Origin of the sequence: Salinarimonas ramus, from assembly GCF_014645695.1 — a bacterium.
Taxonomy (GTDB): domain Bacteria; phylum Pseudomonadota; class Alphaproteobacteria; order Rhizobiales; family Beijerinckiaceae; genus Salinarimonas; species Salinarimonas ramus.
The window spans coordinates 74,621-101,515 of record NZ_BMMF01000002.1; the positions used below are offsets into that span (position 1 = coordinate 74,621).

At 70.7% G+C, this 26,895-nt stretch carries 25 protein-coding genes and 1 tRNA gene; 18 read left to right on the plus strand and 8 right to left on the minus strand.

The window, feature by feature from the left end; genetic code table 11:
* Positions 1-2 precede the first annotated feature (2 nt).
* The 4 genes from IEX89_RS02705 to IEX89_RS02720 form a co-directional block, all read right to left on the minus strand.
* Positions 3-78 (minus strand) — tRNA-Ile (locus IEX89_RS02705).
* 101 nt (positions 79-179) lie between these two features.
* Entirely contained in the window at positions 180-737 is a 558-nt protein-coding gene (locus IEX89_RS02710; RefSeq protein ID WP_188909304.1) for a biotin transporter BioY, read from the minus strand.
* On the minus strand, positions 724-1,392 hold the full coding sequence (locus IEX89_RS02715) for a CbiQ family ECF transporter T component (protein WP_188909306.1): 669 nt from the start codon (positions 1,390-1,392) through the stop codon (positions 724-726). The genes IEX89_RS02710 and IEX89_RS02715 overlap by 14 nt, the downstream gene beginning before the upstream one ends.
* Positions 1,389-2,066, minus strand: a complete 678-nt coding sequence (locus IEX89_RS02720; protein ID WP_188909308.1) for an energy-coupling factor ABC transporter ATP-binding protein — start codon at positions 2,064-2,066, stop codon at positions 1,389-1,391. The genes IEX89_RS02715 and IEX89_RS02720 overlap by 4 nt, the downstream gene beginning before the upstream one ends.
* Before the next feature lie 276 nt (positions 2,067-2,342).
* On the opposite strand from IEX89_RS02720, the gene IEX89_RS02725 reads away from it, so the two are divergent.
* The 5 genes from IEX89_RS02725 to IEX89_RS02740 all read left to right on the plus strand — a co-directional run bounded on the left by IEX89_RS02725 (position 2,343) and on the right by IEX89_RS02740 (position 7,407).
* On the plus strand, positions 2,343-3,047 hold the full coding sequence (locus tag IEX89_RS02725; RefSeq protein WP_188909310.1) for a CoA transferase subunit A: 705 nt from the start codon (positions 2,343-2,345) through the stop codon (positions 3,045-3,047).
* Positions 3,048-3,063: 16 nt separating this feature from the next.
* Positions 3,064-3,735, plus strand: a complete 672-nt coding sequence (locus IEX89_RS02730; RefSeq protein ID WP_188909312.1) for a 3-oxoacid CoA-transferase subunit B — start codon at positions 3,064-3,066, stop codon at positions 3,733-3,735.
* 136 nt (positions 3,736-3,871) lie between these two features.
* Entirely contained in the window at positions 3,872-4,783 is a 912-nt protein-coding gene (locus IEX89_RS24215; RefSeq protein WP_210317567.1) for an alpha/beta fold hydrolase, read from the plus strand.
* Between the two features lie 43 nt (positions 4,784-4,826).
* Positions 4,827-6,368 carry a phytoene desaturase gene (locus IEX89_RS02735; protein WP_373290546.1) on the plus strand — a complete coding sequence of 514 codons (1,542 nt, stop codon included), beginning with the start codon at positions 4,827-4,829 and terminating at the stop codon, positions 6,366-6,368.
* On the plus strand, positions 6,355-7,407 hold the full coding sequence (locus IEX89_RS02740) for a phytoene/squalene synthase family protein (RefSeq protein ID WP_188909316.1): 1,053 nt from the start codon (positions 6,355-6,357) through the stop codon (positions 7,405-7,407). Before IEX89_RS02735 ends, IEX89_RS02740 begins: the two co-directional genes overlap by 14 nt.
* Positions 7,408-7,468: 61 nt before the next feature.
* On the opposite strand, the gene IEX89_RS02745 is transcribed toward IEX89_RS02740, so the two are convergent.
* The 3 genes from IEX89_RS02745 to IEX89_RS02755 form a co-directional block, all read right to left on the minus strand.
* Positions 7,469-8,281, minus strand: a complete 813-nt coding sequence (locus IEX89_RS02745; RefSeq protein ID WP_188909318.1) for a glycosyltransferase family A protein — start codon at positions 8,279-8,281, stop codon at positions 7,469-7,471.
* 212 nt (positions 8,282-8,493) lie between these two features.
* Entirely contained in the window at positions 8,494-8,853 is a 360-nt protein-coding gene (locus IEX89_RS02750) for a helix-turn-helix domain-containing protein (protein ID WP_188909320.1), read from the minus strand.
* Between the two features lie 690 nt (positions 8,854-9,543).
* Positions 9,544-10,764, minus strand: coding sequence for a pyridoxal phosphate-dependent aminotransferase (locus tag IEX89_RS02755; RefSeq protein WP_188909322.1), 1,221 nt, complete (start codon positions 10,762-10,764; stop codon positions 9,544-9,546).
* A gap of 246 nt (positions 10,765-11,010) precedes the next feature.
* Between IEX89_RS02755 and IEX89_RS02760 the strand changes: the two genes are divergently transcribed.
* From IEX89_RS02760 to IEX89_RS02795, 8 genes are all read left to right on the plus strand, one after another.
* Positions 11,011-11,736 carry a GntR family transcriptional regulator gene (locus tag IEX89_RS02760; RefSeq protein WP_188909324.1) on the plus strand — a complete coding sequence of 242 codons (726 nt, stop codon included), beginning with the start codon at positions 11,011-11,013 and terminating at the stop codon, positions 11,734-11,736.
* A gap of 10 nt (positions 11,737-11,746) precedes the next feature.
* Positions 11,747-12,880, plus strand: a complete 1,134-nt coding sequence (locus tag IEX89_RS02765; protein WP_244645072.1) for an LLM class flavin-dependent oxidoreductase — start codon at positions 11,747-11,749, stop codon at positions 12,878-12,880.
* 42 nt (positions 12,881-12,922) lie between these two features.
* Entirely contained in the window at positions 12,923-13,714 is a 792-nt protein-coding gene (locus IEX89_RS02770) for an HpcH/HpaI aldolase family protein (protein ID WP_188909326.1), read from the plus strand.
* Entirely contained in the window at positions 13,711-15,081 is a 1,371-nt protein-coding gene (locus IEX89_RS02775; protein ID WP_188909329.1) for an FAD-binding oxidoreductase, read from the plus strand. The genes IEX89_RS02770 and IEX89_RS02775 overlap by 4 nt, the downstream gene beginning before the upstream one ends.
* 250 nt (positions 15,082-15,331) lie before the next feature.
* Entirely contained in the window at positions 15,332-16,123 is a 792-nt protein-coding gene (locus IEX89_RS02780; RefSeq protein ID WP_188909331.1) for an ABC transporter substrate-binding protein, read from the plus strand.
* Between the two features lie 115 nt (positions 16,124-16,238).
* Positions 16,239-16,913 (plus strand): amino acid ABC transporter permease, encoded by a 675-nt coding sequence (locus IEX89_RS02785; protein WP_188909334.1) that lies wholly within the window; start codon positions 16,239-16,241, stop codon positions 16,911-16,913.
* Positions 16,914-16,935: 22 nt separating this feature from the next.
* Positions 16,936-17,913 (plus strand): dihydrodipicolinate synthase family protein, encoded by a 978-nt coding sequence (locus tag IEX89_RS02790; protein ID WP_188909336.1) that lies wholly within the window; start codon positions 16,936-16,938, stop codon positions 17,911-17,913.
* 43 nt (positions 17,914-17,956) lie between these two features.
* Positions 17,957-18,370 carry a carboxymuconolactone decarboxylase family protein gene (locus IEX89_RS02795; protein ID WP_188909338.1) on the plus strand — a complete coding sequence of 138 codons (414 nt, stop codon included), beginning with the start codon at positions 17,957-17,959 and terminating at the stop codon, positions 18,368-18,370.
* A gap of 9 nt (positions 18,371-18,379) precedes the next feature.
* On the opposite strand, the gene IEX89_RS02800 is transcribed toward IEX89_RS02795, so the two are convergent.
* Positions 18,380-19,120 (minus strand): GntR family transcriptional regulator, encoded by a 741-nt coding sequence (locus tag IEX89_RS02800; RefSeq protein ID WP_188909340.1) that lies wholly within the window; start codon positions 19,118-19,120, stop codon positions 18,380-18,382.
* Between the two features lie 358 nt (positions 19,121-19,478).
* On the opposite strand from IEX89_RS02800, the gene IEX89_RS02805 reads away from it, so the two are divergent.
* From IEX89_RS02805 to IEX89_RS02825, 5 genes are all read left to right on the plus strand, one after another.
* Entirely contained in the window at positions 19,479-20,759 is a 1,281-nt protein-coding gene (locus tag IEX89_RS02805; RefSeq protein ID WP_188909342.1) for an ABC transporter substrate-binding protein, read from the plus strand.
* A 189-nt stretch (positions 20,760-20,948) separates the two neighbouring features.
* Positions 20,949-21,896, plus strand: coding sequence for a carbohydrate ABC transporter permease (locus tag IEX89_RS02810; protein WP_244645086.1), 948 nt, complete (start codon positions 20,949-20,951; stop codon positions 21,894-21,896).
* An 85-nt stretch (positions 21,897-21,981) separates the two neighbouring features.
* The gene (locus IEX89_RS02815) at positions 21,982-23,022 is read left to right on the plus strand and encodes a carbohydrate ABC transporter permease (RefSeq protein ID WP_188910033.1); all 1,041 of its coding nucleotides are present in this window, start codon (positions 21,982-21,984) and stop codon (positions 23,020-23,022) included.
* Positions 23,023-23,313: 291 nt separating this feature from the next.
* On the plus strand, positions 23,314-24,447 hold the full coding sequence (locus IEX89_RS02820; RefSeq protein ID WP_188909347.1) for an ABC transporter ATP-binding protein: 1,134 nt from the start codon (positions 23,314-23,316) through the stop codon (positions 24,445-24,447).
* A 52-nt stretch (positions 24,448-24,499) separates the two neighbouring features.
* A complete protein-coding gene (locus IEX89_RS02825; protein WP_188909349.1) occupies positions 24,500-26,890 on the plus strand; it encodes a glycoside hydrolase family 31 protein in 2,391 nt (796 codons plus the stop codon).
* Positions 26,891-26,895: the final 5 nt, after the last annotated feature.

Sequence of the window (26,895 nt, forward strand, 5' to 3'; positions counted from 1 at the left end):
AATGGTGGGCCCGGCAGGACTCGAACCTGCAACCAGACCGTTATGAGCGGCCGGCTCTAACCATTGAGCTACGGGCCCCCGAGGGGTGGGAGAACCCCTCTACACCAGCGTGGGCGCGCCGTCACCACTCGCGATGCGCTGAAATCGTGCGTCGCGCTTTCCGGGACGACGCGCCTCTCTCAGCGCAGCTTCATGGGGTAGGCCCGCTGCACGCCGCGGGCGACGAGCACCGCCACGATCGCCTTGACGGCGTCTCCCGGCAGGAACACGGCGCTGCCGGCGGCCGCCTGGACGAGGTCCATGCCGGTCACCACGGCGAGCCACGGGATGCCGATCGCGTAGACCGCGACGACGCCGCCGGCGAGGCAGGCGAGCAAGGCGAAGGCGAGGTCGCGGGCGCCCCACGAGCCGACCCGCGTCGTGCGCTGCGCGACGAGCCCCGTGACGAAGGCGCCCACGATCCAGCCGACGATGAAGCCGCCCGTGGGCCCGAGCAGCACGCCGAAGCCGCCGCGCCCGCCGGCGAGCACCGGCAGGCCGATCGCCACGAGCAGCACGAGCAGCGCGAGCGCGAGCCCGCCGCGCACCGGCCCGAGCATCAGCCCCGCGAGCATGACGCCGAGCGTCTGCAGCGTGATCGGCACCGGCAGGAAGCCGACGCTGATCGGCGGCATCAGCCCCATCGCGGCGGTGATGGCGGCGAACAGGGCGATCAGGACGAGGTCACGGGTGCTCATGCGGAACGGCTTTCTTGCGGCTCTCTTGCAGGCCATGGCTGGCCTCTGCGGGGGAACGGGGACCGCCGCGCGCCTCGATGGCGGCGGCGATGGCGTCGGCGTTGACGAGCGTGCGCACGACGAGGGGCACGACGAGGGCGACGGGGCCGACGCGCATGCCGCGCGCGGCCCGCGCCTCGCGGATGGCGCGGCTCTCGGCGAGGATCTCGGGCACGAAGCGCAGGACGAGGGCGATGGCGAGCGCCACGTCGGCGGAGCGCACCAGGCCGATGCGGTCGAGCGGCGCGAGCAGGCGCTCGAGCGTCTCGAGCAGATCCGAGACGCGCGTCGTCGCCGTCACCACGATCCCGAGGAGGACGAGCGCGGCGACGCGCAGACCCGCAGCCGCGGCCTCGCGCCAGCCGTCGAGCCAGACGCTCGCGGCCACGACGAGCGCAACGAGGATCGCGGTCGTCGTCAGCTGACCGCGCAGCTGCGAGACCGGCACGCGCGAAAGCAAGAGGAGGGCGAGCGCGAGCGCGGCGAAGCCCGCGAGGATCGCGGGCTCGTCGACGAGGACGAGGGCGAGGCCCGCCGTCGCGAGCCCCGCGAGCTTCGGCCCCGGCGTGAGCCGATGGAGCGGGCTCTCCCCCGGCACGTAGAGCGAGAGCGTCACGAGAACGCCTCCACGTAGCGGCGGATCGCCGGCTCCGGCCGGTCGTCGTAGGCGATGCGGCCGTCGGCGACGACGAGCACCCGGTCGAAATCGCTCAAGAGGTCGAGGTCGTGGCTCACGACGATCGCCGGCTGCTCCAGCGCGGCGACGGCGTCGCGGATGCGGTTGCGGTTCCTCAGGTCGAGGAGCGTCGTCGGCTCGTCCATGACGACGATCCCCGGGCGCGTCACCAGCACCGAGACGAGGGCGACCATCTGCTTCTCCCCGCCCGACAGCGTGTGCGCCGCCCGCTCCGCCAGGTGCCCGAGGCCGTAGGCGTCGAGCGCGGCGGCGGCGCGCTCCCGCGCCTCGCTCTTGGAGTGCCCGCGATTGCGCAGCCCGAAGGCGACGTCCTCGACGACGATGGGGAAGACGATCTGGTTGTCCGGGTTCTGGAAGACGAAGCCGACCTCGCGCCGCACCGCCTTCACGTCGCGCGTCGTGTCGAGCCCCTCGACGACGACGCGCCCCTCGTCGGGCAGGACGAGGCCGTTGAGAAGGCGCGCGAACGTGCTCTTGCCCGACCCGTTCGCCCCGACGATCCCGATTCGGCGCTCCGTGAGAACGCAATCGATCCCGCGCAGGATCGGGCGATCCTGCGCGCGCACGACGACGTTCTCGAGAAGGATGTGCATGGGATCGGCGTCTCGCGTCAGGTCCGCGCGGGCGCGGCGGCCCGTCGGGCGAGCGAGATAGCACCGGGTCGAACGGTCGGATAGTGCCGGAGCACGGCGATGCACACGAAGATCGCCGAGGCAACCTCAAGACACGCGAGGGTAGACGGCATCTACGCTAGCGCCCCTGACGAAGGTCGTGCCCCCTCCCCGCCCGCACGCCGCTCGCGCGCGTTGCCTCCCCCCGCACCCATCCTGTAGGAGTGACGCACGATCGAACCTGGAGGTCGAACGACCATGAAGAAGGTCTATCCCGACGCGACGGCGGCGCTCGCGGGTCTCTTGAAGGACGACATGACGATCATGGCCGGCGGCTTCGGCCTGTGCGGCATTCCGGAGACGCTGATCGACGCGATCAAGCTCTCGGGCGCCAAGGGGCTGACCGTCATCTCCAACAATGCCGGCGTCGACGGCATCGGGCTCGGCGTGCTGCTGGAGACGCGCCAGATCCGTAAGATGATCTCGTCCTACGTCGGCGAGAACAAGACCTTCGCCCAGCAATACCTCGCGGGCGAGCTCGAGCTCGAGTTCAACCCGCAGGGCACGCTCGCCGAGCGCATCCGCGCCGGCGGCGCGGGCATCCCGGCCTTCTTCACCAAGACGGGCGTCGGCACGCTGATCGCCGAGGGCAAGGAGGTGCGCGAGTTCGACGGCGAGCGCTACGTGATGGAGCGCGGCCTGTTCGCCGACCTCGCCATCGTGCACGCGCATACCGGCGATACCGAAGGCAACCTCGTCTACCGGAAGACCGCGCGCAACTTCAACCCGATGATGGCCACCGCCGCGGAGGTCACCGTCGCCGAGGTGGAGCACCTGGTCCAGGCGGGCGAGATCGACGCCGACCACATCCACACCCCCGGCATCTTCGTCCAGCGCATCATCCACGTGGCGGACGCCAAGAAGCACATCGAGCAGCGCACCACCCGCCCGCGGGCGGCCTGAGGGAGGCACGACCATCATGCCCTGGACCCGTGAGCAGATCGCCGCGCGCGCCGCCAAGGAATTGCGCGACGGCTTCTACGTCAATCTCGGCATCGGCATCCCCACGCTCGTGTCGAACTACATCCCCGAGGGGATGACGGTGCAGCTGCAGAGCGAGAACGGCATGCTCGGCATGGGCCCCTTCCCCTACGAGGGCGAGGAGGATCCGGACCTGATCAACGCCGGCAAGCAGACAATCACCGAGCTGCCGACGACCTCCTACTTCTCCTCCGCCGATTCCTTCGGGATGATCCGCGGCGGGCACATCGACCTCTCCATCCTGGGCGCCATGCAGGTCGCCAGGAACGGCGATCTCGCCAACTGGATGATCCCCGGCAAGATGGTGAAGGGCATGGGCGGCGCCATGGACCTCGTCGCCGGCGTGAAGAAGGTCGTCGTCGTGATGGAGCACGTCGCCAAGGCCAAGGACGGCACGGAGAGCCCCAAGCTGCTCGAGGCCTGCGACCTGCCGCTCACCGGAACCGGCGTCGTCGACATGGTGATCACGGATCTGGGCGTCTTCACGATCGACAAGCACGGCGACGGCGGGATGACGCTGATCGAGCTCGCCGAGGGCGTGACGCTCGACGAGATCGCCGCCAAGACCGCCGGCGCCTACACGGTGGCTCCGTCGCTGAAGGCCGCCTGACGTCACCGCCCGCTCGGCGGAAGGTGCGGCGGTGGCGGCCGGAACCCCGCCCGCCCCGCCGCGCGTTTCCCCGCACGGCATCGACGCCGGGCGCCCACGCGCTATCTGCCATGATGCCGCATGCGAGGAGACAGCCGTGAGCACGACCGATTTGACGCCCGCCGTCTCCGGCGAGCGCCGAGAGACCGCCCGCCGCAGCGGGCGGCTCTCCTACTACGTCGCCGGCGAGGGCGCGCCGCTGCTCCTGATCCACTCCATCAACGCCGCCGCCTCCGCCTACGAGATGCGCCCGCTGCACGAGCGGCTGGCGACGAGCCGACGGGTCTATACGGTGGACCTTCCCGGCTACGGCTTCTCCGATCGCTCCGCGCGCACCTACGACATCCGCCTCTTCACCAACGCCGTGCTCGACATGGTGGACGTGATTCGCGAGGCGCACGGGCCGCGGGCCATCGACGCCGTGGCGCTCTCGCTGTCGTGCGAGTTCCTCGCCCGCGCCGCGCGCGAGGTGCCGGACGCCTTCGCGAGCCTCGCCTTCGTGACGCCCACGGGCTTCGCCAAGGGCTCCCACCGCAAGCGCGGCACGCCGGAGACGTCGATGCGCATCCCCGGCATGCGCGGCTTCCTGAATGCCCCGTGGGGCCGCGGCCTCTACCGGCTCCTCACATCGGAGCGCTCGATTCGCTACTTCCTGCAGCGCACCTTCGGGCGAAAGGACGTGCCGGCGGAGATGGTCGCCTACGATTGGCGCTCCACTCGCCAGCCGGGCGCTGAGCACGCGCCTTTCGCCTTCCTGTCGGGCGAGCTCTTCGCCCGCGACGTGCGCGACCTCTACGAGGATCTCGACCTGCCGATCTACGTGCTGCACGGCACGAAGGGCGATTTCCGGGACTTCTCGGAGGCGAACTGGGCCATCGCCCGCAAGAACTGGCTGTTCTCGGCCTTCGACACCGGCGCGCTGGTGCATTGGGAGAAGCCGGAGGAGTTCCTGGGCGCCTACGAGCGCTTCCTCGCCGAGGTGGGCGGTATCCGGGCTGCTGCGAGCTGACGAGCTGTCAAGTTCCTGTTACGCTCTCCGGGCGATGAACGTCTTGACACACCCTCCCCGCGCCGGCCTGCCCGCGCTCGAAGACCGCCCCCACGCGGTGATCGTCGGCTCCGGCTTCGGCGGCCTCGCCGCCGCCGTCCGGCTCGGCGCCCGCGGCTACCGCGTGACGGTGCTGGAGAAGCTCGACCAGCCGGGGGGGCGCGCGCGCGTCTTCCGCGAGGGCGGCTTCACCTTCGATGCCGGCCCCACCCTGATCACGGCGCCGCATCTCTTCGAGGAATTGTGGGAGATCTGCGGGCGGCGGATGGAGGACGACGTCGCGGTGCGGCCGCTCGACCCGTTCTACACGATCCGCTTCGACGACGGCGAGACCTTCCGCTACAGCGGCGACACGGACGCCATGCGTGCCGAGATCGCCCGCCTCGCTCCGGACGATCTTGCCGGCTACGAGACCTTCATGGCCGCGTCCGAGGAGATCTGCCGCGTCGGCTTCGAGGAGCTGGGGCACGTGCCCTTCGCCTCGATCTCCGACATGCTGCGTGTGGCACCCGATCTCGTGCGGCTCGGCGCCCAGCGCTCGGTCTACGGTCTCGTCGCGAAGCATTTCCGCGACGAGCGGCTGCGCACCGTCTTCAGCTTCCACCCGCTGCTGATCGGCGGCAACCCGTTCTCGGCGAGCGCGATCTACGCGCTGATCCATCACCTCGAGAAGAGATGGGGCGTGCATTACGCGCAAGGCGGCATCAACCGCCTCGTCGCCGGCATCGTCGGCCTGATCGAGGGCCAGGGCGGGCGCGTGCGGCTCGGCGCACCGGTGCAGGAGATCCTCCTCGAGGGGCGGCGCGCGATGGGCGTCCGGCTCGAAAGCGGCGAGACGATCCGCGCCGACATCGTGGTCTCGAACGCCGATTCGTCGGTGACTTACGGAAAGCTGCTGCCGCAGGGCACGAGGACGCGCTGGGGCCCCGCCCGCCAGCGCGTCGCGCAATGGTCGATGGGCCTCTTCGTCTGGTATTTCGGCACGAAGCGCCGCTACGAGGACGTCGGCCACCACACGATCGCGCTCGGGCCCCGCTACCGCGCGCTCCTCGACGACATCTTCCGAAAGAAGCACCTCGCCGACGACTTCTCCCTCTATCTCCACCGCCCGAGCGCCAGCGATCCCAGCGTCGCGCCCGACGGCTGCGACGCCTTCTACGTCCTCTCCCCCGTGCCGAACCTGCTCGGCCGGACGAATTGGGAGGCGGAGGCGGAGGCCTATCGGCGCAAGATCGAGCAGCGTCTCGCGGAGACGCTGCTGCCCGGCCTCTCCGACGAGATCGTCGTCTCGCGCGTGCTCACGCCGCAGGATTTCGAGCGCGACTACGCCTCGCTGCACGGCGCGGGCTTCGGGCTGGAGCCGGTGATGTGGCAATCGGCCTGGTTCCGGCCGCACAACAAGTCCGAGAGCATCGAGAACCTCTATCTCGTCGGCGCCGGCACTCATCCGGGTGCGGGCATGCCCGGCGTCCTGTCCACGGCGCGCGTCCTCGACCGCGTCGTCCCCGATCCCGATCAGCTCGTGAGGTCCCATGTCGGCGCGTGATCGCATCGAGCCGGGCGCGCTCGCGGAGCACCCCTCCGCGCAGGCCGATCTGGCCGCCTGCGCCAACCTCCTGCGCGGTGGCTCGCGCTCCTTCCACGCGGCCTCGCGCGTCCTGCCACGGCGGGTGAGCGAGCCGGCGGCGGCGCTCTACGCCTTCTGCCGGGTCGCGGACGACGCCGTCGATCTCGGCCACGACCGCCACGCCGCCCTCGCCCTGCTGCGCGAGCGGCTCGATCGGGTCTATTCCGGCCACCCCGCGCCGCAGGCCATCGACCGCGCCTTCGCCGCGACGGTGGCGCGCTACCGCATCCCGCGCACCCTGCCCGAAGCGCTGCTCGAAGGCTTCGCCTGGGATGCGCAGGAGCGCACCTACGAGACGCTCTCGGACGTCGCCGCCTATGCCGCGCGCGTCGCGGGGACCGTCGGCGCGATGATGACGCTGATCATGGGACGGCGTGAGCCCGCGGTGCTCGCGCGCGCCTGCGATCTCGGCGTCGCCATGCAATTCACCAACATCGCCCGCGACGTCGGCGAGGACGCGGCGAACGGCCGGCTCTACCTGCCGCGGCAATGGCTGCGGGAGGCGGGCATCGACGTCGAGGCCTTCCTCGCCGATCCCCGCCCCTGCCCCGGCCTGTTCGTGGCCACGAAGCGCCTCCTCGCCGTCGCCGACGGGCTCTACGCCCGCTCCATGTCCGGCATCGCCGCCCTGCCCGGCGATTGCCGCGGCGGGATCCTCGCCGCGCGCGCGCTCTATGCCGAGATCGGCCACGTCGCCCTGCGCCGCGGGCCGACGCGCACGCTCGAGCGCGCCGTCGTCCCCCGCTCCCGCCAGATCGCCCTCGTCGCCGGCGCCCTCGCCCGCGCGCCCTTCCTCTCCGGCGCCGCCGACGACACCCCGCCCCTCCCCGAGGTCGCCTTCCTCGTCACCGCCGCCGCAAGATCCGGCCGCGCGGAGCTGCCCGCCCAGGGGCTGGAGGAACGCATCGCCTGGCTGGTGGACCTGTTCGAGCGCCTGGAGCGCCGGGATGCGCGTTAGCCGATCTCCGCCCGGGTCCGTCCGGCTCGCACGGTAGCGCCGGTACTTCGCCGTAGAGACGTCAGCGACAATCGAGCCAGGACCCCTGCGCCTGACGCAGGGCGTCCTCGTCGAGGCCGAAGCGGGCGAGGAAGCCGGCGTCGGCGGGGCGTCCGCGGGTGCGCAGCGCGCCGACGAGGTCGCGGCGCCAGGCGGCGTAGGGGCCGTGGCACTCGGAATGGTTCTGGGCGGTGCCGACGAGGTAGGCGCCGCGGCAGCCGAGCCGCGCGACCGACGCGCCGTGCGCCTGCGCCGCCTCGGGCCAGACGTTGTGATCGCGCAGCACGAGGAGGGGATTGCGGCGCAGCGGATCGGGGTCGTCGGGGCGAAGGCGCGCCACGACGGACGAGCCGCACAGCGCGTAGAACGGGCGCTCGAACGCGCCGGGGAACGGCAGCGGTGCGATGTGTCCGCTGGCGTAATCGATCATCTCGCCGGCCGGCATCACCCCGCCGATGGCCTCGGGCCCGATCTCGGCACGGGCGCGCGCCACGAGATCGCTGGGCACCCAATCGTCCGCGTCGACGAGCATGAGATGGCCCTCCCCCGCCCGCATGGCCGCCTCGCCGAGCGCGTGCTTCTTGCGGCCGGCATCGTTGTTGGCGGCATCCGGCTCGCCGGCTGGCCAGTCGGCCTCGAGGAACTCCACGCGCGGGTCGTTCGGAAGCGCAAAGGGCCGGTCCTGGCTCATGACGAGGACGCGCAAGCTCGGGTCGGTCTGGGCGAGGATCGAGCGCAGGGTGAGCCCGAGCAGCGCCTCGATGCGGGCGACATCGTCGGTGCCCGCACGCCCGACGAGGGGGATGCCGAAGGTGAAGGGGAGCGTGGAGGTCATCCGCGGGAACGCCTGAGCGCACAGGCCGGTTCGCGGGGCGCCCCGTCATCGGCGCAGACCGTTGCATAGGTATGCAGAGATCGTGAAGACCGACGACGCCGTCTGGCTGTTCCGCTGCGGGGGAACGGGCTGGGCGCGTCGGTCGGGGAGGCGCGGCCGGCGCGAGAGGCGTCGGCCGGTGCTCAGGGGGATCGAGCGGAGGGCGTTCGCCCTCAGACCTCGTTGCCGGCGGCCACGAGGCTCTTGACGGTCTGCAGCGCGGCGCCGCGGAGCGCGGGACGCTTGATCTCGTTGAAGAGCGCGACGAGAGCGATCGCGTCCTCGTCCATCAGGCGAGCCTGGCCCTGCTCGACGCCGCCGAGGAGGGCGGAGGCCGGCTGCTCGAGCACCGCGGCGATCTGCACGAGGCGGGAGGCCGCGACGCGGTCCGTGCCGTTCTCGTACTTCTGCACCTGCTGGTACGTCACGCCGATGGCCTGGCCGAGCTCGCTCTGCGAGAGCTTGGCTTGCTTACGCGCGAGACGGATGCGTTGACCGATCTCGCGGTCGATTTCTGTGGGTGAGCGAGTCATGAGCGGAGTTCCCGTCGTGTTGTTTGTGACATGTGGGTGAGTACTTGCCCCTGAGATCACCGATCGCGAAGCGCTCTTCCCGCAGCGTAAGCGTGGTCGCGATACTTGTGCGAGCCAGTGACATCTCTTTCGACACCAAATGGCAACGGCGACGTCAAGTGGCAAGGGTACTGCGGGTCCCCCTGGGTCACTCTTCTCAGATTGCCATTTACGCACGAAACGTACTTACGGACGCGGCTTACTGTGTACCTATCCACACAAGCAGCCACACCTGAATTTACCCGTGATTGCGAGAGCGCCATCCCGCGCGCAGAGCGCCTACGACTCTCCAGCCATGCCGCCCTGCACCCTACGACCTGCCCGCGAGCGCGCGCAGGGGGCATGCCCGATACGGAGCGGCCTTCATCATTCAACCGGCAGTCCGCGAAGGTCCGGCGACCCGACGCAACGAGCGGGCGGATACCGCCTCCCCGGCGCCTGCTCGGCGCCTTCATTTCCCATGATCCTGACGCAATTACGAGATGTCGCAGTTTTACGGCCTGTGGAAAATGTCCCAAGGGTAAAACAATTTTTGCCCACGCCCTCTCGATCGGCAACGCCCGGAGGCCAGAGGCAACCGAAACGTTCATGAGGACCTGGCGATCGTCGACGGCGCCGCCGCGATTCGAGGGCGACGGGCACCCGCTCATCTCAGCTACGCAGCGCCGCGACCATACGGTCGAGGGCGCTCTCCAGCTGGACGGGGTCGCGGGCGACGCACATGCGCAAGTACGGCCGCGCCGGGGCGCCGAAGAACCAGCCCGGTGCGAGGCCCACATGCGCCTCCTCCAGGATGCGGCGGCAGGCGATCGCGGAATCGGGCTCGGAAGCCAGCGAGAAGAAGACGTACATGCCCCCGCGCGGCTTCGTCGGCAGGCGCACGTCCGGCACCTGCGAGAGCGCCGCGTAGGCGAGGTCCACGCCCTCGCGGCAGCGCTCGCGCATGGTGGCGACGAGCTCCTCGCCTTGCTCGATCGCCACCGTGGCACCGGCCTGGATCGTCGCCGCGATGCCGCTGTTCATGTATTGCGTCATGGCGGCGAGCTGCGGCGCGACGGAGAGCGGGTGGACGAGCCAGCCCACGCGCCAGCCCGTCATGGCCCAGGCCTTTGAGAAGCTGTTGATCGACAGGACGAGGTCCTCGTCCTCGGCGATCTCCAGGATCGAGGGCGCGGACGGCCCGTCCCAGTAGAGCCGATTGTAGACCTCGTCGGAGACGATCCAGATCCCGCGCTCGCGCCCGAAGGCGAGGAGCGCCGCGAGATCCTCGCGGCTCGCGGTCCAGCCCGTGGGGTTCGCAGGGGTGGAGAAGACGATGGCGGTCGTGCGCGCGTCGCAGGCGGCGATCACCGCGTCCATGTCGAGGCGCCAGTCGCCGTCGCGGAAGGCGAGCGGGACCGCCCTGCCCTCCCCGCCGCTCAGGTGGATGAGGTTCGCGATGTTCGGCCATTGCGGCTCGAGGTAGACGACGTTGCGCCCCGGATCGAGGACGAGCTGGAGCGCGAGCGCCAGAGCCTGCATGCCGCCGGGGGTCACCGTCGAGCGCTCGCGAGCGATCGGGCGTCCGTGCAGGCGCGTCTGGTAGGCGGCGAGCGCCTGCGTCAGCGCCGGCGCGCCGCGCATGTCCGGCACGTAGAAGGTCTGCCCGGCATCGAAGGCGGCCTTCGCAGCATCTCGGATGAAGGCCGGCGTGACGAGGTCGCCCTCGCCGTACCAGAGCGGGATCACGTCGCCGATCTCCCGGGCGCGCACGGCGAGCTCGGCGATGTTCTCCGTGGAGAGATCGCGGATCAGCGGACGCACGCGCTCGGCGGCGGGCGGTCGCGGCAGGTTGCGGGGGTAGCCGGCCGGCGCCCCGGTGTCGCTCGTCATCTGTCGCTCGTCATCGCTCTGGGCCCCCTCGGCCCGCACGGGCGCGCGCCCGCTGGAGCGCCGCCCTCTTCGTCACCGGGTGACATCTTCCCCCGTATTTGCATTCACTTCAAGCGTGAAAGGATGCGGATTTCTGCCGCCCGATACGCGAATTCGTGCGTGTGCACTACTCCACCGTTGGTTTGACGGACGCCGCAGTTCTGCATACTGTATGCAGAACCAACAAAGGTTAGGATTGTATCGCGCATGGCAGGCAACGGGACGAGCCGACGGGAGAGCTTCCGCGAGCGGATCTACGCCGACCTGCGTCGGCGGCTGCAACGCTCGGAATTCGGCCCCGAGGACAAGCTCGTGGACGTCGAGATCGCCGGCGCCTACGGCGCGTCCCGCATGCCGGCCCGCGAGGCGCTGCTGCAGCTCGTCAACGAGGGCTACCTCGTCGGCACGACCCGCGGTTTCGCGGTTCCGACGCTCACCCTGCAGGACGTGCGGGACATCTTCGAGGTGCGCAAGCTGCTCGAGCCGCGCGCCGCCGCCCAGGCCGCGCGCAATCTCGACGACGCCACGGAGGCCGCGCTCGGCGTCGCCCTCGCCGAGGCGAGAGCCGCGACCGGGGAGGACGACGTCGAGCGGCTCATCCTCGCCAACATCGACTTCCGCGCGGCCTGGACCGGACGCATCGGCAACGCGCGCCTCGCCGACACGCTGGCGCGCTTCGCCGACCACATCCAGACCGTCCGCCTGGAGACCCTGCGTCGGCCGGCCACGCGCCAGGTCGTGGTGGAGGGGCTCGAGGACATCCACGCCGCCTTCGTCACCCGCGATCCCATCACCGCCGGCGACCGCATGGCCGCCTTCGTCGGCGCCGCCGAGCAGGCCTTCTTCGCCGCCCGCAAGGCGCAGATGGAGCCCGCCGCGGAGGATGCGGAGGCGGCGCTGCCGCTCGCGGCGCGAAGCCTGCGGCTCGTCTGAGGAGCGCGCCATGCCTCATCCCTCCATGCCTCATCTCTCCATGCCACATTCCTCCGTGCCTCATCCCCTCTCCGGACCCAACCGCTTCAAGCTCGGCATCTTCTCGACGAACGCCGACGGCGGGCTCGCCATCACCACGGTGCCGGAGCGCTGGGGCGCCTCGTGGGCGGACAATCTCGCGGCCGTGCGCATCGCCGACGAGGCCGGGCTCGAGTTCGCGCTGCCCATCGCGCGTTGGCGCGGCTTCGGCGGCGAGACGCGGGTGCGCGAATGGTCGTTCGAGACCTTCACCTGGGCCGCCGCCCTCGCCGCCGCGACGCGCCATATCGGGCTGTTCGCGACCGTCCACGTGCCCCTGGTCCATCCGGTCTACGCGGCCAAGGCGCTCGCGACCGTCGATCACGTCTCGGGCGGGCGCGCGGGCCTCAACCTCGTGTGCGGCTGGAATCCCGACGAGTTCGCCATGTTCGGCGCGAGCATCGACGAGGATCCGTACGCGCGCGCCGGCGAATGGATCGAGATCGTCGAGCGCGCCTACGCCTCGGACGAGCCCTTCGACTATCCCGGCCGCTACTACGACCTGAAGGGCGTCGTCAGCCGCCCCGCCTCCGTGCAGGTGCCGCGCCCGGTGACGATGAACGCCGCCTTCGGCCCGCCCGGGCGCGCCTTCGCCGCGCGCCATTGCGACTACCTGTTCTCGACCTTCTCCGACATCGCCGACGGCGCGCGCCACGTCGCCGACATCGGCGGGCGCGCCGCCGCGGAGGGGCGCGAGGTCGGCCTCTACACCGTCTGCCACGTGGTCTGCCGCGAGACGCAGGAGGAGGCCGAGGCCTTCTACACCCGCTACGCCGTCGACGAGGCCGACCACGCGGCGGTCGACGAGCACATGGCGAAGAAGAAGGCCTTCGCCAATTCCCACGACCCGCACGCCTTCGCCCTCTACCGCCAGCGCTTCGCAGGCGGTGCGGGCTCCTATCCGCTCGTCGGCACGCCGGAGCGCATCGTCGAGGACCTGATCCGCATCTGCGATCAGGGCTGGCAGGGTGCGGCGCTCAGCTTCGTGAACTACACCGACGAGCTGCCCTTCTTCTGCGCGCGCGTGCTGCCTCTCCTGCGAGAGGCGGGCCTGCGCACCACCTGAGGCGCGCCGGCCGTGCGCGCCCGATCCCGGAGCCGAATGTCCATGCCGTCACCCGCCCGCGCGACCCGAGCCGCCCCCGATCGAGCGAGCTGCCGCGCCCGCCTCGAGAGCGGGGACAGCCTCGCCTGCGCCTGGCTCGCCATGGGCTCGCCCGCCCTCGTGGAGGCCGCGGCCCATGCCGGGCCCGACCTCCTGGTGCTCGATCTCCAGCACGGCCTCTTCGACCGCCGCGACCTCGAAGCCGCCATCGGCGCCGTGCGCGGCGACGTGCCCGTGCTCGTGCGCGTCGCCGAGAACCGCCCGCTCGCCATCGGCACGGCCCTCGACGCCGGCGCCGAGGGCGTCATCGTCCCCCTCGTCGAGAGCGCCGAGGAGGCCGCGGCCGCCGTGAGCGCCGCGCGCTACCCACCCCACGGTATCCGCTCCGGCGGCGGCGTGCGCCCGCTCGCCGACTTTGCCGCCTACGTCGCCGGCTGCGCGCGCGACACGCTCGTCGCCGTGATGATCGAGACGAAGGCCGGCCTCGAGAACGCCGCCGCCATCGCGGCCGTGCCGGGCGTCGACCTCGTCTTCATCGGCACGGGCGATCTCGTGCTCTGCCTGGGGCCCGACGGCGACGTCAAGGCGCGCTGCGAGGAGGCCTGCGCGGCGATCCACGCCGCCTGCGAGGCGGCCGGGACGCCCTGCGGGATCTTCACGCCGGACGTGGACGCGGCGCTCGCGCGCCGCGCGGAAGGCTACCGCCTCGTCGTCGCCGCCAACGACATCGCGGTGGTGAACGAGGGCTTCCGCCGCGCCGCCGCGGCCTTCGCACCGGCGGAGGCGCGTCGATGAGCGCCGTTCTCGATGACCTGCATGCGGCGCTCGGCGCCGACTGCGTGCGTGCCGGCGCCGACATCCCGGCCCGCGCGCACGCCGACGCGAGCGGCGTCGCCCCCACGCGCCCCCTCGCCCTCGTCCTGCCCCGCGACGTCGAGGGCGTCTCGCGGGCGCTCGCGATCTGCCACGCGCACGGCCAACCGATCGTGACGCAGGGCGGCATGACCGGCCTCGCCGGCGGCGCGCATCCCTACGAGACCGACGTCGCGCTGTCGCTGGAGCGGCTTACCGGCATCGAGGAGATCGACGTCGAGGCGGGCACGCTCACGGCGCGCGCCGGCACGCCGCTGCAGGTGCTGCAGGAGGCCGCCGAGGAGGCCGGCTTCATGCTCGGCATCGACCTCGGCGCGCGCGGATCGTGCACGATCGGCGGCAACGTCTCCACCAATGCCGGCGGCAACAACGTGCTGCGCTACGGCATGACCCGGCGCAACGTGCTGGGCCTCGAGGCGGTGCTGGCGGACGGGACGGTCGTCTCCTCCCTCAACAAGATGCTCAAGAACAATTCCGGCTACGACTGGACGCAGCTGATGATCGGCTCGGAGGGGACGCTGGGCGTCGTCACCCGCGTCGTCCTCGCGCTGCAGCCGCGGCCGGAGGGCGTGCGCACCGCATTGTGCGCCGTTTCCGACACGCGCGCCGCGCTTCGCCTCCTGCGCGTCCTCGAGCGCCGCTTCGCCGGCGGGCTCCTCGTCTTCGAGGGCATGTGGCGCGACTTCATGGAGGCGGCGACCCGCGAGGTCGGCCTCGCGCCGCCCTTCGCCGAGCCCCACGAGCTCCTGATCCTCGTCGAGGCCGCCACCGGCGAGGGCGAGGCCGGCACGGCCCGCTTCGAGGAGGTGCTCGGCGCGGTGCTGGAGGACGGCCTCGTCGTCGACGCGATCGTCGCCCAGTCCGAGAGCGACCGCGCGCGGCTGTGGGCGTATCGGGAATCGCCCTACGAATACCAGCCGAAGCTGCCGGTCTTCGTCTCCTTCGACGTGAGCTTCCCGCGCGGACGCATCGGCGAGGCGGTGGCGGACATGCAGCGGGCGGCGCGGGCGCATTGGCCCGACGCGCTGAGCGTCGTCTTCGGCCACATCGCCGATTCGAACCTCCATCTGATCGTCGGCGGTCCCGGCATCGACAAGAAGGCGGTGGAGGAGCGCGTCTACGGCATCGTCGCCTCCTATGGCGGCGCGGTGTCGGCGGAGCACGGGATCGGGCGCAACAAGCGCGCCTATCTCGCGCTGTCCCGCTCCGAGCCGGAGCTCGCGCTGATGCGCACGATCAAGCGCGCGCTCGACCCCGCCGACATCCTCAACAGGGGGCGCGTCCTCTGAGATCCGCGGGGAGGCCCGCGGCGCCCTTCGTCGCCTACCGACTGACGTAAGGTCACAAGGCGACGCAGAGTTCGAGCCACGCAACGGCTCGTGAACACCTCCCGAGCGCCGGGCGCACGGGCAACAACAGCGGAGCCCGGGCGAACCGGGCCCGGACCGGCGAAAGAGACCGGTCGCACCGCCACAGGACCCGTGCCCGGGCAGGCCCGCGCGCACGGTCGCGAACGAACGAAGAGAAGGGGAACCACAGATGAAGATGACGCTCGCCACCCTCGCGGCTCTCGTCGGCCTCGCCGCCTTCGCCGCCCCCACGCTCGCCCAGCCGCTCCAGGTCGGCGCCTATCCCGCGAACCCGCCCTGGGAGGTCAAGAACGAGCGCGGCGAGTTCGAGGGCTTCGAGGTCGACCTCGTGCGCGCCATCGGCGAGAAGCTCGGCCGCGAGGTCGTGATCCAGGATCTCGGCTTCCAGGCGCTGTTCGCGGCGACCTCGTCGGGGCGCATCGACATGGCGATCTCGACGATCACGATCACGCCGGAGCGCCTCCAGAGCCAGTCCTTCACCCAGGGCTACTACGACAGCGACATGGCGCTCGCCACCGCCGAGGGCTCGGACATCGACAGCCTCGAGGACATGAACGGCAAGATCGCCGGCGCGCTGGCCACCTCCACCGGCGAGAAGTGGGCCCGCGAGAACCAGGAGCGCTACGGCTTCTCCGAGATCAAGACCTACAACGCCCAGCAGGACCTCCTGCTCGACACCCGCAACGGCCGCGTCGACGGGGCGATCTCCGACATCGCCGGCCTGCAATTCACCTTCATGAAGATGCCCGGCCTCGAGATCGCCGCGCGCATCGAGACCGGCGACCAGTACGGCATCATGATGCCCAAGGATTCGCCGCTCCTCGAGGAGGTGAACCAGGCCATCTCCGAGCTGAAGGAAGAGGGCGTCCTCGCCGAGCTCCACGAGAAGTGGCTCGGCGCGCCCGCGGGCGAGGGCACGAGCACGGTCACCGTGCAGCCGATCCCCACCGCCACGCAGTGAGCGCGCACGCCGCCTGATCGGCCGCTCCCGCACGCGGGGGCGGCCCCACCCTTCTCCGGCGCCGCCTCGGCGCCCCGCCCGCGCATCGCCCCGGCCAGGACGGACAAGAGCCCCCATGGACCTGATCGAGACCTTCTTCAACGCGGACGTCCTCGTCCGCGCGCTCCCGCTCTTGACCACGGGGCTGATCACCACGCTTCAGCTCGGCGTGACGAGCATCGCCGCCGGCTCGATCGTCGGGCTCGTGCTGGCGCTGCTGCGGCTCTACGCGCCGCGCCCGTTGAGCATCGCGGCGGTCGTCGTCATCGACGTCTTCCGCGCCGTGCCGGTGCTGGTGCTGCTGATCCTGATCTATTACGCCCTGCCCTTCCTGGGCATCCGCCTCTCCTCCTTCGTCTCGGCCTGGTTCGCGCTCTCGCTCGTCTTCGGCGCCTTCACGGCGGAGGTGCTGCGCTCGGGCATCGAGGCGATCCCCAAGGGCCAGTTCGAGGCCGCCGCGGCCATGGGGCTCTCCTTTCCCCAGACGATCCGCCTCGTGATCCTGCCGCAGGCGACGAAGATCGCGATCCCGCCGCAGACCTCGAACTGCATCTCGCTCCTGAAGGACACCTCGCTCGCCTCCGTCGTCGCCATGCCCGACCTCCTCAAGCAGGCGACGGACGCACAGGCCTTCTTCGGCAACCCGACGCCGCTCATCGGCGCGGCGCTCGTCTATCTCGCAATCCTGTGGCCGCTCGTGCGCCTCGTCGGCGTGCTAGAAGAGCGTTCGAAGCGCTCCGCCGCCCGCTGATCCTCCAGGGAGGAGGCCCCTCATGCCCCGCACCGCGCCCCGCCAGACGCTCGCCCCCGACGACATCGTCGGCATCCTCGGCATCGTGCCGACCCCCGCGACGCCGGATGCCGGCCACTGGTCCTGCACCGCCTCCGTCGACCTCGACGAGACGGCGCGCATGACGGCGATGATCCGCGCGGCCGGCATCTCGATCTTCATGACCGGCGGCTCCTTCGGCGAGGGTGCGAGCCTGCTTCCCGAGGAGACGGAGGCCTACATCGACGCCATCGTGAGCACGCTCGACCGCGACGGCCTCGTCTTCGCGGGGGTGACGACGCTCAACACCCGCGAGACCATCCGCCGGGCGCGCCGCCTCGTCGAGATCGGCGCCGACGGGCTCTTCCTCGGGCGGCCCATGTGGATGGCGCTCGATGCGCCCGGGATCGTGCGCTACTACCAGGACATCGCCGAGGCGCTGCCGGGCGTCCCGATCGTCGTCTACGACAACCAGTTCGCCTTCAAGGGCAAGATCGACACCCCGACCTACGCGGCGCTCTCGCGCATCCCCGAGATCATCGCGACGAAGCACATCGGCGGGCCCTCGATGTCGGACGATCTCGCCGCCGCAGAAGGGCGGATGCGGGTGCTGCCGGTCGATTCGCAATGGGCGGCCTTCGCGAGGAAGCACCCGGACGAGGCGAGCGCCTGCTGGACCGGCAATTGCGCCGACGGCCCGGAGCCCCTCGTCGCGCTCGCCGCGGCCGTCGCCGCGCGGGATTTCGATCGCGCGGACGTCATCTGCGAGCGCATGGCGTGGGCGCAGGCGCCGATGTTTCCCGGCGGCAAGCTCGAGAACTTCGTCGACTACAACGTCCCCATCGCCCACGGCCGGCTGCAGGGCTCGGGCCTCGTGCGCTCCGGCCCGCCGCGCCCGCCCTACTCGATCGCGCCCGAGGGCCATTGGGAGGGCGGTCGCGAGACCGGCCGGCGCTGGGCGAGCCTGCGGGAGATGTTCTAGGCTCCGCCATCGAGCCGCCGAATCTGTCCCCTGGAGCCGCCGCATGTCGCACCCGCCGATCCTCCCTCTCGTCTCCGACGAGGACGCTTCGCCCGACGTGAAGGCGGTCTTCGACGACATCCGGGCGACGCGCCGCTCGGACTTCGTCAACAATTTCTGGCGCGCGCTCGCCCACGATCCCGCGCAGCTGCGGCGGACCTGGGAGAGCGTGAAGGCGGTGATGGCGCCGGGCGCGCTCGATCCGCTCACGAAGGAGCTGATCTACATCGCCGTCTCGGCGACGAACAATTGCGAGTACTGCACCTATTCGCACACCGCCGGGGCGCGGGCGAAGGGGATGACCGACGCCATGCTGATGGAGGTGCTCGCCGTCGCCGCCAAGGCGAACGAGACGAACCGTCTCGCCAACGGCCTGCGCGTGCCCGTCGACGAGGCGTTCCTGCCGCCGAGAGCCTGACGCGTCGCCTCAGGCGTCGTCGGTGAAATAGTCCGGATGCGCGCCGAAGGCCTCGGCGATGAAGCCGTGGATGTTGTTGAGATGCGCGCGTACCGCCGCCGTCGCCGCCTGCGGGTCGCGGGCGTCGATGGCGTCGAGGATCGCGGTATGCTCGCGGATGATGCGCGCGTAGGTCTCGTCGCGCTTGAGGCTGAGCACGCGGATGCGCACGCCGTGCGCCTCCTCCGCCTTCACCAGCGCCGCGATCCGGCCGTAGCCGGTGGCTTCCGCCAGCACCTGGTGGAAGCGATCGTCCGCCTCGTTGAAGGCGAGCGAATCGCGCGCCTGCGCCAGCTGCTTCATCCGCGCGAGCAGGTCGCGCGCGGCGCGCAGCGCCCCCTCCTCGCCCTGCGCCGCCCCCTGCTCGGCGAGGCGCGTGACGACGGCGACCTCGAGCGCCTCGCGAATGAAGCGCGCCTCCAGGATGCGCCGCCGGTCGAGCTTGGCGACGAAGGTCCCACGATGGGGCCGCACCTCGATGAGCCCCGCTTCGGCCAGCCGGATGAAGGCCTCGCGCACCGGCGTGCGCGACGCGTCGAGGGCGCGTGCCGTCTCGACCTCCGAGAGCCGCATGCCCGGCGTGAGCCGCATACGCACGAGGGCGGCGTAGAGCCACTCGTAGATCTGGCTCGCCGCCGAGCGGCTGAAATCGAGCGTGCGCCCGGCCTCGAGGAGGCTCCGCAGCTCGGTCTCGTGGATCACGTCGCTCATCGCGCGGCTCTCGTATCGGTCGTATCCGGTCCCGGGAGCCGCGATGGGCGCCCGGCGATCTCGGGACAGATTGACACGTTTCTCGCCCGCGCACTAGTATACCGGTACTTCGAGACGTCGACGGGGCGCGGCGAACGCTGCGTCACGATCGGCGCGACGGCCGGCGGCAGACCGGTGGACGAAACGCGATGGGAGGACGCGTGGCACGGGACGGACCGCTTGCGGGCCGCGCGTGCTTGCGCTGACATCCACCCGACACGATGAGCTGATCCGATCGCGGACGCCGTCTTCGAGCCGGCCTGCGACGGGCAAGACGGACCGGGCCCGAGAGAGCCCGGCTAATCTCGGGAGGAGAGACATGACGAAGCTTATCACCACGCTGATGACCGGCGCCGCGGCGCTGGCGCTGTCCGCCGGCATGGCGGCCGCGCAGCAGACGGAAGTCCGCATCGCCTGGTACAACGACGGCAACGAGGGCGAGGTGCTCGCCGACCTCATCGAGCGTTTCGAGGAGGCCAACCCCGACATCGACGTCGTCATCGACACGGTGGCGTACCAGGCGATCCTCGAATCGCTGCCGGTGCAGCTCGCCGCCGGCGAGGGCCCGGACATGGCCCGCGTCACCGACCTCGGCGGGCTCGCCGAGTACTATCTCGACCTGCGCCCCTATCTCGAGGATCCGGCCTATTGGGAGGCGAGCTTCGGCCCGTTCCTGAACTGGCTGCGCGTGCCGGGCAACGAGGACGCGATCCACGGCTACATGACGCAGCTGACCGTCACCGGTCCCTTCGTCAACAAGACGCTGTTCGAGCAGGCCGGCGTCGAGCTGCCGGGCGCGGGCGCGACCTGGGAGGACTGGGCGGAGGCCTCGCGGCAGGTCGCCGAGGCGACGGGCGTTCAGATCCCGATCGCCATCGACCGCTCCGGCCACCGCATCGCCGGCCCGGCGATCTCGATGGGCGCGGCCTATTTCGACGAGGCCGGCGAGCCGGCGGTCGTCGACGAGGGCTTCGAGAGCTTCGCGCAGATGCTCTACGACTGGCATCAGGACGGCACCATGGCGAAGGACATCTTCGTCGCGGGCTCGGGCGGCACCTACGTGCCGGCCAACCAGGAATTCGTCAACGCGCAGACGGTGTTCTACTATTCGGGCTCCTGGCAGATCGGCCAGTTCGCCCAGAACATCGGCCAGGACTTCGACTGGTGGGCGGTGCCCAACCCCTGCGGCCCGGCCGCCTGCTCGGGCATGCCCGGCGGCGCCGCGCTCGTCGCGCTCGAAGGGACTGAGCATCCCGAGGAGGTCGCGCGGGTGATGGAGTACCTCGCCTCCCCCGAGGTGATCGCCGAGTTCGCCGGCCGCACGCTCTTCCTGCCGGGCCACCTGCAGCTGAACCCGACGGCCATCGACTTCCAGACGGACAACCCGCTCGCCGAGCACGCGCTGCAGACCTTCGCGGCGGAGGTGCCGAAGGTGGCGTCCGCGGCCTACGCGCTGCAGGGCTACACCAACAACCGAATCGTGTTCAACGCCACCATCGCGCGCATCTCCGAGGCGATCGGCGGCGAGATGTCCCTCGAGGACGCGTTCGGGCGCATCGAGACCGACATCGAGAACCAGCTGACCGAAGCCGCGCGCTGAGCGCGTCCGACTTGGAAGGGCCGCCGGCGGAGCACGCTCCGCCGGCGATCCCCGCATTTCCCGTGCCGCTACGGTGAAGGACGAAAGAGAGCGATGTCGCACGCGTCGACCGGACCGGCGCCCGCCGAGGAGCGCCGCAGCCTCAAGGAGCTCGCCGGCGCCGGCGTCGGGATCCTGTGGGCCGCGCTGATGCGGCTGTTCGAGCCGCCGATGGCCGCGCTCCAGCGCGTCCTCGGCATCGGCCGCATGCCCTATCTCTTCCTCCTGCCGAACCTCGCCTTCTTCGGCCTGTTCGTGATCACGCCGCTGTTCATCAACCTCGGCTACTCGGTCACGGGCGGCACGGACCTCTACCTGACCGAGCGCCCCTTCGTCGGCGCCGAGCAATACGGCTTCCTGTTCGAGTGCGGCAATTATCTCGACCCGACCTCCTGCCGCGAGGACCGTTTCTGGCGAGGCGTCTACAACACGATGACCTTCGTGACCTTCCAGGTCGCGTTCATGGTTCTGTTCGCGCTCGTCACCGCGCTCGTTCTCAACCAGGAGATCCGCGCCCGCGGCTTCTTCCGCGCGGTGTTCTTCTTCCCCGTCCTGCTCTCGCCGGTCGTCGTCGCCCTGATCTGGAAGTGGATCCTTTTGCGCGACGGGCTGCTGAACGCAATGCTGCTGGAGATGGGGCTCGAGCGCATCCTCTGGCTCGCGAACGCCAATTGGGCGATGTTCTGGTCGGTCTTCGTCTCGGTCTGGGCGCATATGGGCTTCTACACGCTCATCCTGCTCGCCGGCCTGCAGGCGATCCCGCCGGACCTCTACGAGGCGGCGGAGATGGACGGCACGAGCCGCTGGCGCGCCTTCTGGCGCATCACGCTGCCGCTGCTCTGGCCGAACCTCCTCGTCGTTCTCGTGCTGGCGCTGATCCGCGCCGTGCAGATCTTCGACGAGGTGTACGTGCTCACCGGCGGCGGGCCGGGCACCGCGACGCAATTCCTGGTGCAGTACATCTACAATACGGGCTTCGCCAACCGGGTGCAGAATTTCGGGCTCGCGTCCGCGGCCTCCGTCGTGCTCGGCGTCGTCCTGTTCGCGCTCACCATCACGCAGCTCGCCCTCGCGCGTCGGCGCGACGGGGCGGCCTGAAACGGGCTCGGGAGATCCGCTCATGACCACCGAGACCGCCGCCTCCACCACCGGCCAGGGCCGCGCGCCCCAGAAGGGCGTCCTGATGGGCTTCCTCACGCGCCGTCGCGGAGGCAAGCGCCTGCATTGGACAGACTGGGCGACCTACGCCTACCTCGCCTTCGGCATCCTCTTGATGTTCGGGCCGATCGTCTGGCTGCTGATGTCGTCCTTCAAGACGCAGGCGGGCCTGCAGGAATTCCCGCCGACCTTCCTGCCGCTCTCGCAGGTCACGGTGGAGGTCGAGGGCAACGCGCGCCCGCTCCCCCTCTTCCGCGTGACGATGGAGGACGGCAGCGTGCGCGAGCTCGCCGAGGTGCGCCGCATCGGCATCGTCGCCACCATGATCGACCCGGCGAACCCGGACGAGCGCCTCTCCGTGCCCATCGACGCGCGCGAGCCGATCCGCGAGTTCCAGCTCGCCACCGAGAACTACACCACGCCGTTGGAGCAGTTCGAGTTCGGGCGCTACCTGTGGAACTCGGTCTTCGTGACCGTGATCGCGACGATCATCACGCTCGTCATCAACTCGATGGCGGCCTTCGCGCTGTCGATCTACGAGTTCAAGGGCCGCAACCTGGCCATGGGCTTCATCATCTCGACCTTGATGATCCCCATCACCATCGTGCTCGTGCCGACCTACGTCGTGGTGGCTTCGCTCGGCATGGTCAATTCGCTGTGGGGCGTCATCATCCCCGGCGCTGCGACGCCCACCGGCGTGTTCCTGCTGCGGCAGTACATGCTGACGCTGCCCAAGGAGCTGATCGAGGCCGCGCGCATGGACAAGGCGAGCGAGTGGCAGATCTACTGGCGCATCGTCCTGCCGCTGTCGCTGCCGGCGCTCGCCGTGCTGGCGATCTTCTCGATCATGTGGCGCTGGAACGACTTCCTCTGGCCGCTCATCGTGCTCAACCAGACCGAGGTCTACACGCTCCAGCTCGGGCTCAACGCCTTCCAGGGCGAGCTCAACACGCAATGGAACTACGTGCTGGCCATGACCGTGGTGACGCTCCTGCCCGTCGCCCTCGTCTTCGCCTTCCTCCAGCGCTTCATCACGACCGGCATCGCGTCGAGCGGGATGAAGTGATGAGCGCGTCGCCCATTCCCACGACGCAGATGACGCGCTGCGCCTCCCTCCTTCCCTGTAGGGGAAGGTGGCGCGCCGCCGGAGGCGGCGTGACGGATGGGGCGCGGCGCGCAGCGACGCGTTCCGCGAAGCGGAAGACCCGGCATCCCGTCCCGCCGCCGCATGTCGGCTTCGCCGAACGCGCGTGCCGCGCGCCCCATCCGTCTCGGCTGCGCCGAGCCACCTTCCCCTCCAGGGAAGGAGGAGGTGGGCTGCGCCGACAGACACAGACCGACACCCGGAGAGCCTGACATGGCCACGATCGAGCTTCGCGACATCCGCAAGTCCTACAGCGACGTCGCGGTGATCCACGACATCTCGCTGACGGTGGAGGACGGGTCCTTCGTCGTGCTCGTCGGCCCGTCGGGCTGCGGCAAGTCCACCCTGCTGCGCATGATCGCCGGCCTGGAGGAGATCTCCGGCGGCGAGCTCGTCATCGACGGGAAGGTGGCGAACCACGAAGGCGCCGCCGATCGCGGGCTCGCGATGGTGTTCCAGTCCTACGCGCTCTACCCGCACATGACGGTCTACCAGAACATGTCCTTCGGGCTCGAGAACACGAGCATGCCCAAGGCCGAGATCGACCAGCGGGTGCGCCGCGCCGCCGAGATGCTGCGCATCACCGATTACCTCAAGCGCCGGCCGAAGGCGCTGTCGGGCGGGCAGCGCCAGCGCGTCGCCATCGGGCGCGCGATCGTGCGCGACCCCAAGGCCTTCCTCTTCGACGAACCGCTCTCGAACCTCGACGCGGAGCTGCGCGTCGCCATGCGCAAGGAGCTCGCCGCGCTCCACCGCGAGATCGACGCGACGATGGTCTACGTCACCCACGACCAGGTCGAGGCGATGACGCTCGCCGACAAGATCGTGGTGCTCAATGCCGGGCGTGTCGAGCAGATCGGCGCGCCGCTCGACCTCTACAACAAGCCGGCGAACCGCTTCGTGGCGGGCTTCATCGGCTCGCCGAAGATGAACATGCTGGAGGGCGCCCTCGCCGAGCGCGTCACCGGCGGCAGCGTCGTGGCGCTCGACGGCGGGCACCGCCTGGTGCTTCCCTTCGAGGTGCCGGGCCTTTCGCAGGGCCAGCGCCTGACCGTGGGCGTGCGTCCCGAGCACGTCGACATCGCGGCGCCGGGCACGGACGCCCCGCTCGCGGCGAGCGTCGACATCAACGAGCAGCTCGGCGGCGAGACCTACCTCTACTGCACCCTCCCCGGCCAGGAGCCGGTGACGGTGCACCAGCCCGGCCAGCGCAACGTGCGCCACGGCGATCCCGTGGGCCTGAGCGTGCGGTCGGCCAGCGTCCACCTGTTCGCGCCCGACGGCAGCGTCGTCGCCCACGGCGCCGACCACGCGCCGGCGGACGCGCTCGCCGCCGCCGCGCACTGAAGCTTTCAAAGTCGCCACAAAAGAGCGCCACACCCCACAGGATGCGCCGACCATGAAGCTCCTCGCGCGCGCGGACGCGGTCCGCGAGATCCCCCACGGCGTCGAGGTCGAGACCGACCACGGCGCGCGCCTCACGATCGTCCTCGCCGGCCCCGACCTCGCCCACGTCTCCCTCGTGCGCAGCGCGGGCTGGCGCCTCGATCGCACCTGGACCATCGCGCCCGACGGCCTCGAGCCGCCCGACGAGGGCCGCGCGCGAGACGCGCTCGACGGCTTCGCACCGCCGAACACGCAGGTGAGCCAGGCGGACGGTGTCGTCACGCTCTCGGGCGGCGACATCGCGGTCGCGATCCGCGCGAACCCGCTCCATCTCGCCTTCCACCGCGACGGCGAGAGCGCACCCTTCGCCTCGGACAGGCCGAGCGGCGCCTACATGCTCTCGCGGCGCACGAACGCCTTCGTCCACCACATGGCGCGGCGCGCGTCCGAGCGGCATTACGGGCTCGGCGACAAGGCGGGCGCGGTCGACCGCACCGGCCGGCGCTTCCGGCTGGAGGCGGTGGACCCGTGCGGCTACGACGCGGAGACCTCCGACCCGCTCTACAAGGTCGCGCCCATCCTGATCTGCGACGACCGCGAGACGGGGATCGCCTACGGCATCCTCTACGACAACCTCGCCGCCGCGGACCTCGATCTCGGCGCGACGATCGACAATTACCACGCGCCCTTCCGCAGCTACCGCGCCGAGGACGGCGACCTCGACTACTGGATCGTGCTCGGCCGCTCGGTGCTCGACGTCGCGCGCAAGATCGACAAGCTCGTCGGCGGCCAGGCGCTGCCGCCCAAGTGGGCGCTCGGCTTCGGGCTGACCTCCATGAGCATCGCCGATGCGCCGGACGCGGATGCGCGCATCCGCGAGATCATCGCCGATTTCGCGCGCCACGACCTGCCTTGCGACACGTTTCACTTCGGCTCGGGCTACACGCTGCACGGCGGCAAGCGCCACACCTTCCGCTGGAACGAGACTAAATTCCCCGATCCCGCCGGCACCCTCGCCGCGCTGCACGAGGCGGGGCTTCGCACCATCACCAACATCAAGCCCTGCCTCCTCGACGATCACCCGGATTACGAGCCGGCGGCGCAGGCCGGCATTCTCGTCAAGGACGGCGACGGCGCGGACGCGCCCCCCGCCGTCTCGCTGTTCTGGGACGGGCCTGGCGGGCATCTCGACTTCACCAACCCCGACGGCGTCGCCTGGTGGCGGGGGCGCATGCGCGAGCGGCTCCTCGCGATCGGCGTCGACACGGTGTGGAACGACAACAACGAGTACGAGATCTGGGACGAGGACGCGCGCTGCGCCGGCTTCGGGAAGCCCTTCGACCTCGCGCTCGCGCGTCCGCTGCAGCCGCTGCTCATGACCCGCGCCTCCTTCCGCGAGCAGCAGGAGATCGCGCCCGGCAAGCGCCCCTACGCCATCACCCGCGCGGGCGGCCCCGGCATCGGGCGCTACGGCCAGAGCTGGACGGGCGACAACACCACCGCCTGGAAGACGTTGCGCTGGAACATCGCGCAGGGCCTCTCCATGGGCCTGTCGGCCATGGGCAACACGGGCCACGACGTCGGCGGCTTTCTCGGCCCGGAGCCGACGCCGGAGCTGCTCGTGCGCTTCACCGAGATGTGCAGCCTGTGGCCGCGCATGGTGATGAACTCGTGGAAGTCGTCCGGCATCACCACCCTGCCGTGGATGTTCCCGGACGTGATCCCGCAGATGCGCGAGGCCATGCGCCTGCGCTACCGGCTGATGCCCTACCTCTATTCCGCGATGTGGCGCGCGGCGCGCGACGGCACGCCCGCGGTGAAGCCGCTCTTCACGCTCTTCCCCGACGATCCGCTGGTCGCGACGCGCGACGACCTGTTCCTGCTGGGCGACGACCTCCTCGTCGCGCCGGTCCTCGTCGAGGGCGAGACGCGCCGCTCCGTGCCGCTGCCGGCCGGGACGGCGTGGATCGGCTTTCATGACGGCGCCCGTTTCGAGGGCGGGCGCGAGGTCGAGATCGAGGCGCCGCTCGGGCGGCTCCCCGTCCTCGTGCGCGAGGGCGCGATGATCCCGCTCTCGCGCCAGCTCACCCGGATCGACCCCGCGCGCGAGACCTGGCGCGGGCTTCGCGTCCACCCCGGCGCGGACGGCGCGTCCGAGACGGTGCTCTACGAGGACGACGGCGAGACCGCCGATTGGCGCGGGGACGGCTCGTGCCTGATCCGCGTCGCCATGCGCGTCGAGGGCGAGCGCCTGTCCCTCGAGGCCAGCCGCGAGGGCGCCTGGCGCCCGGCCTACGACGCGCTGGAGATCGAGATCGCCGGCGGGCGGACGTTCCGCGAGATCATGCTCAATGGCACGCCCGCCACGGCCGGCGCGCCGCTGCGGCTCGGCTTCGGGGGTTGAGGGAG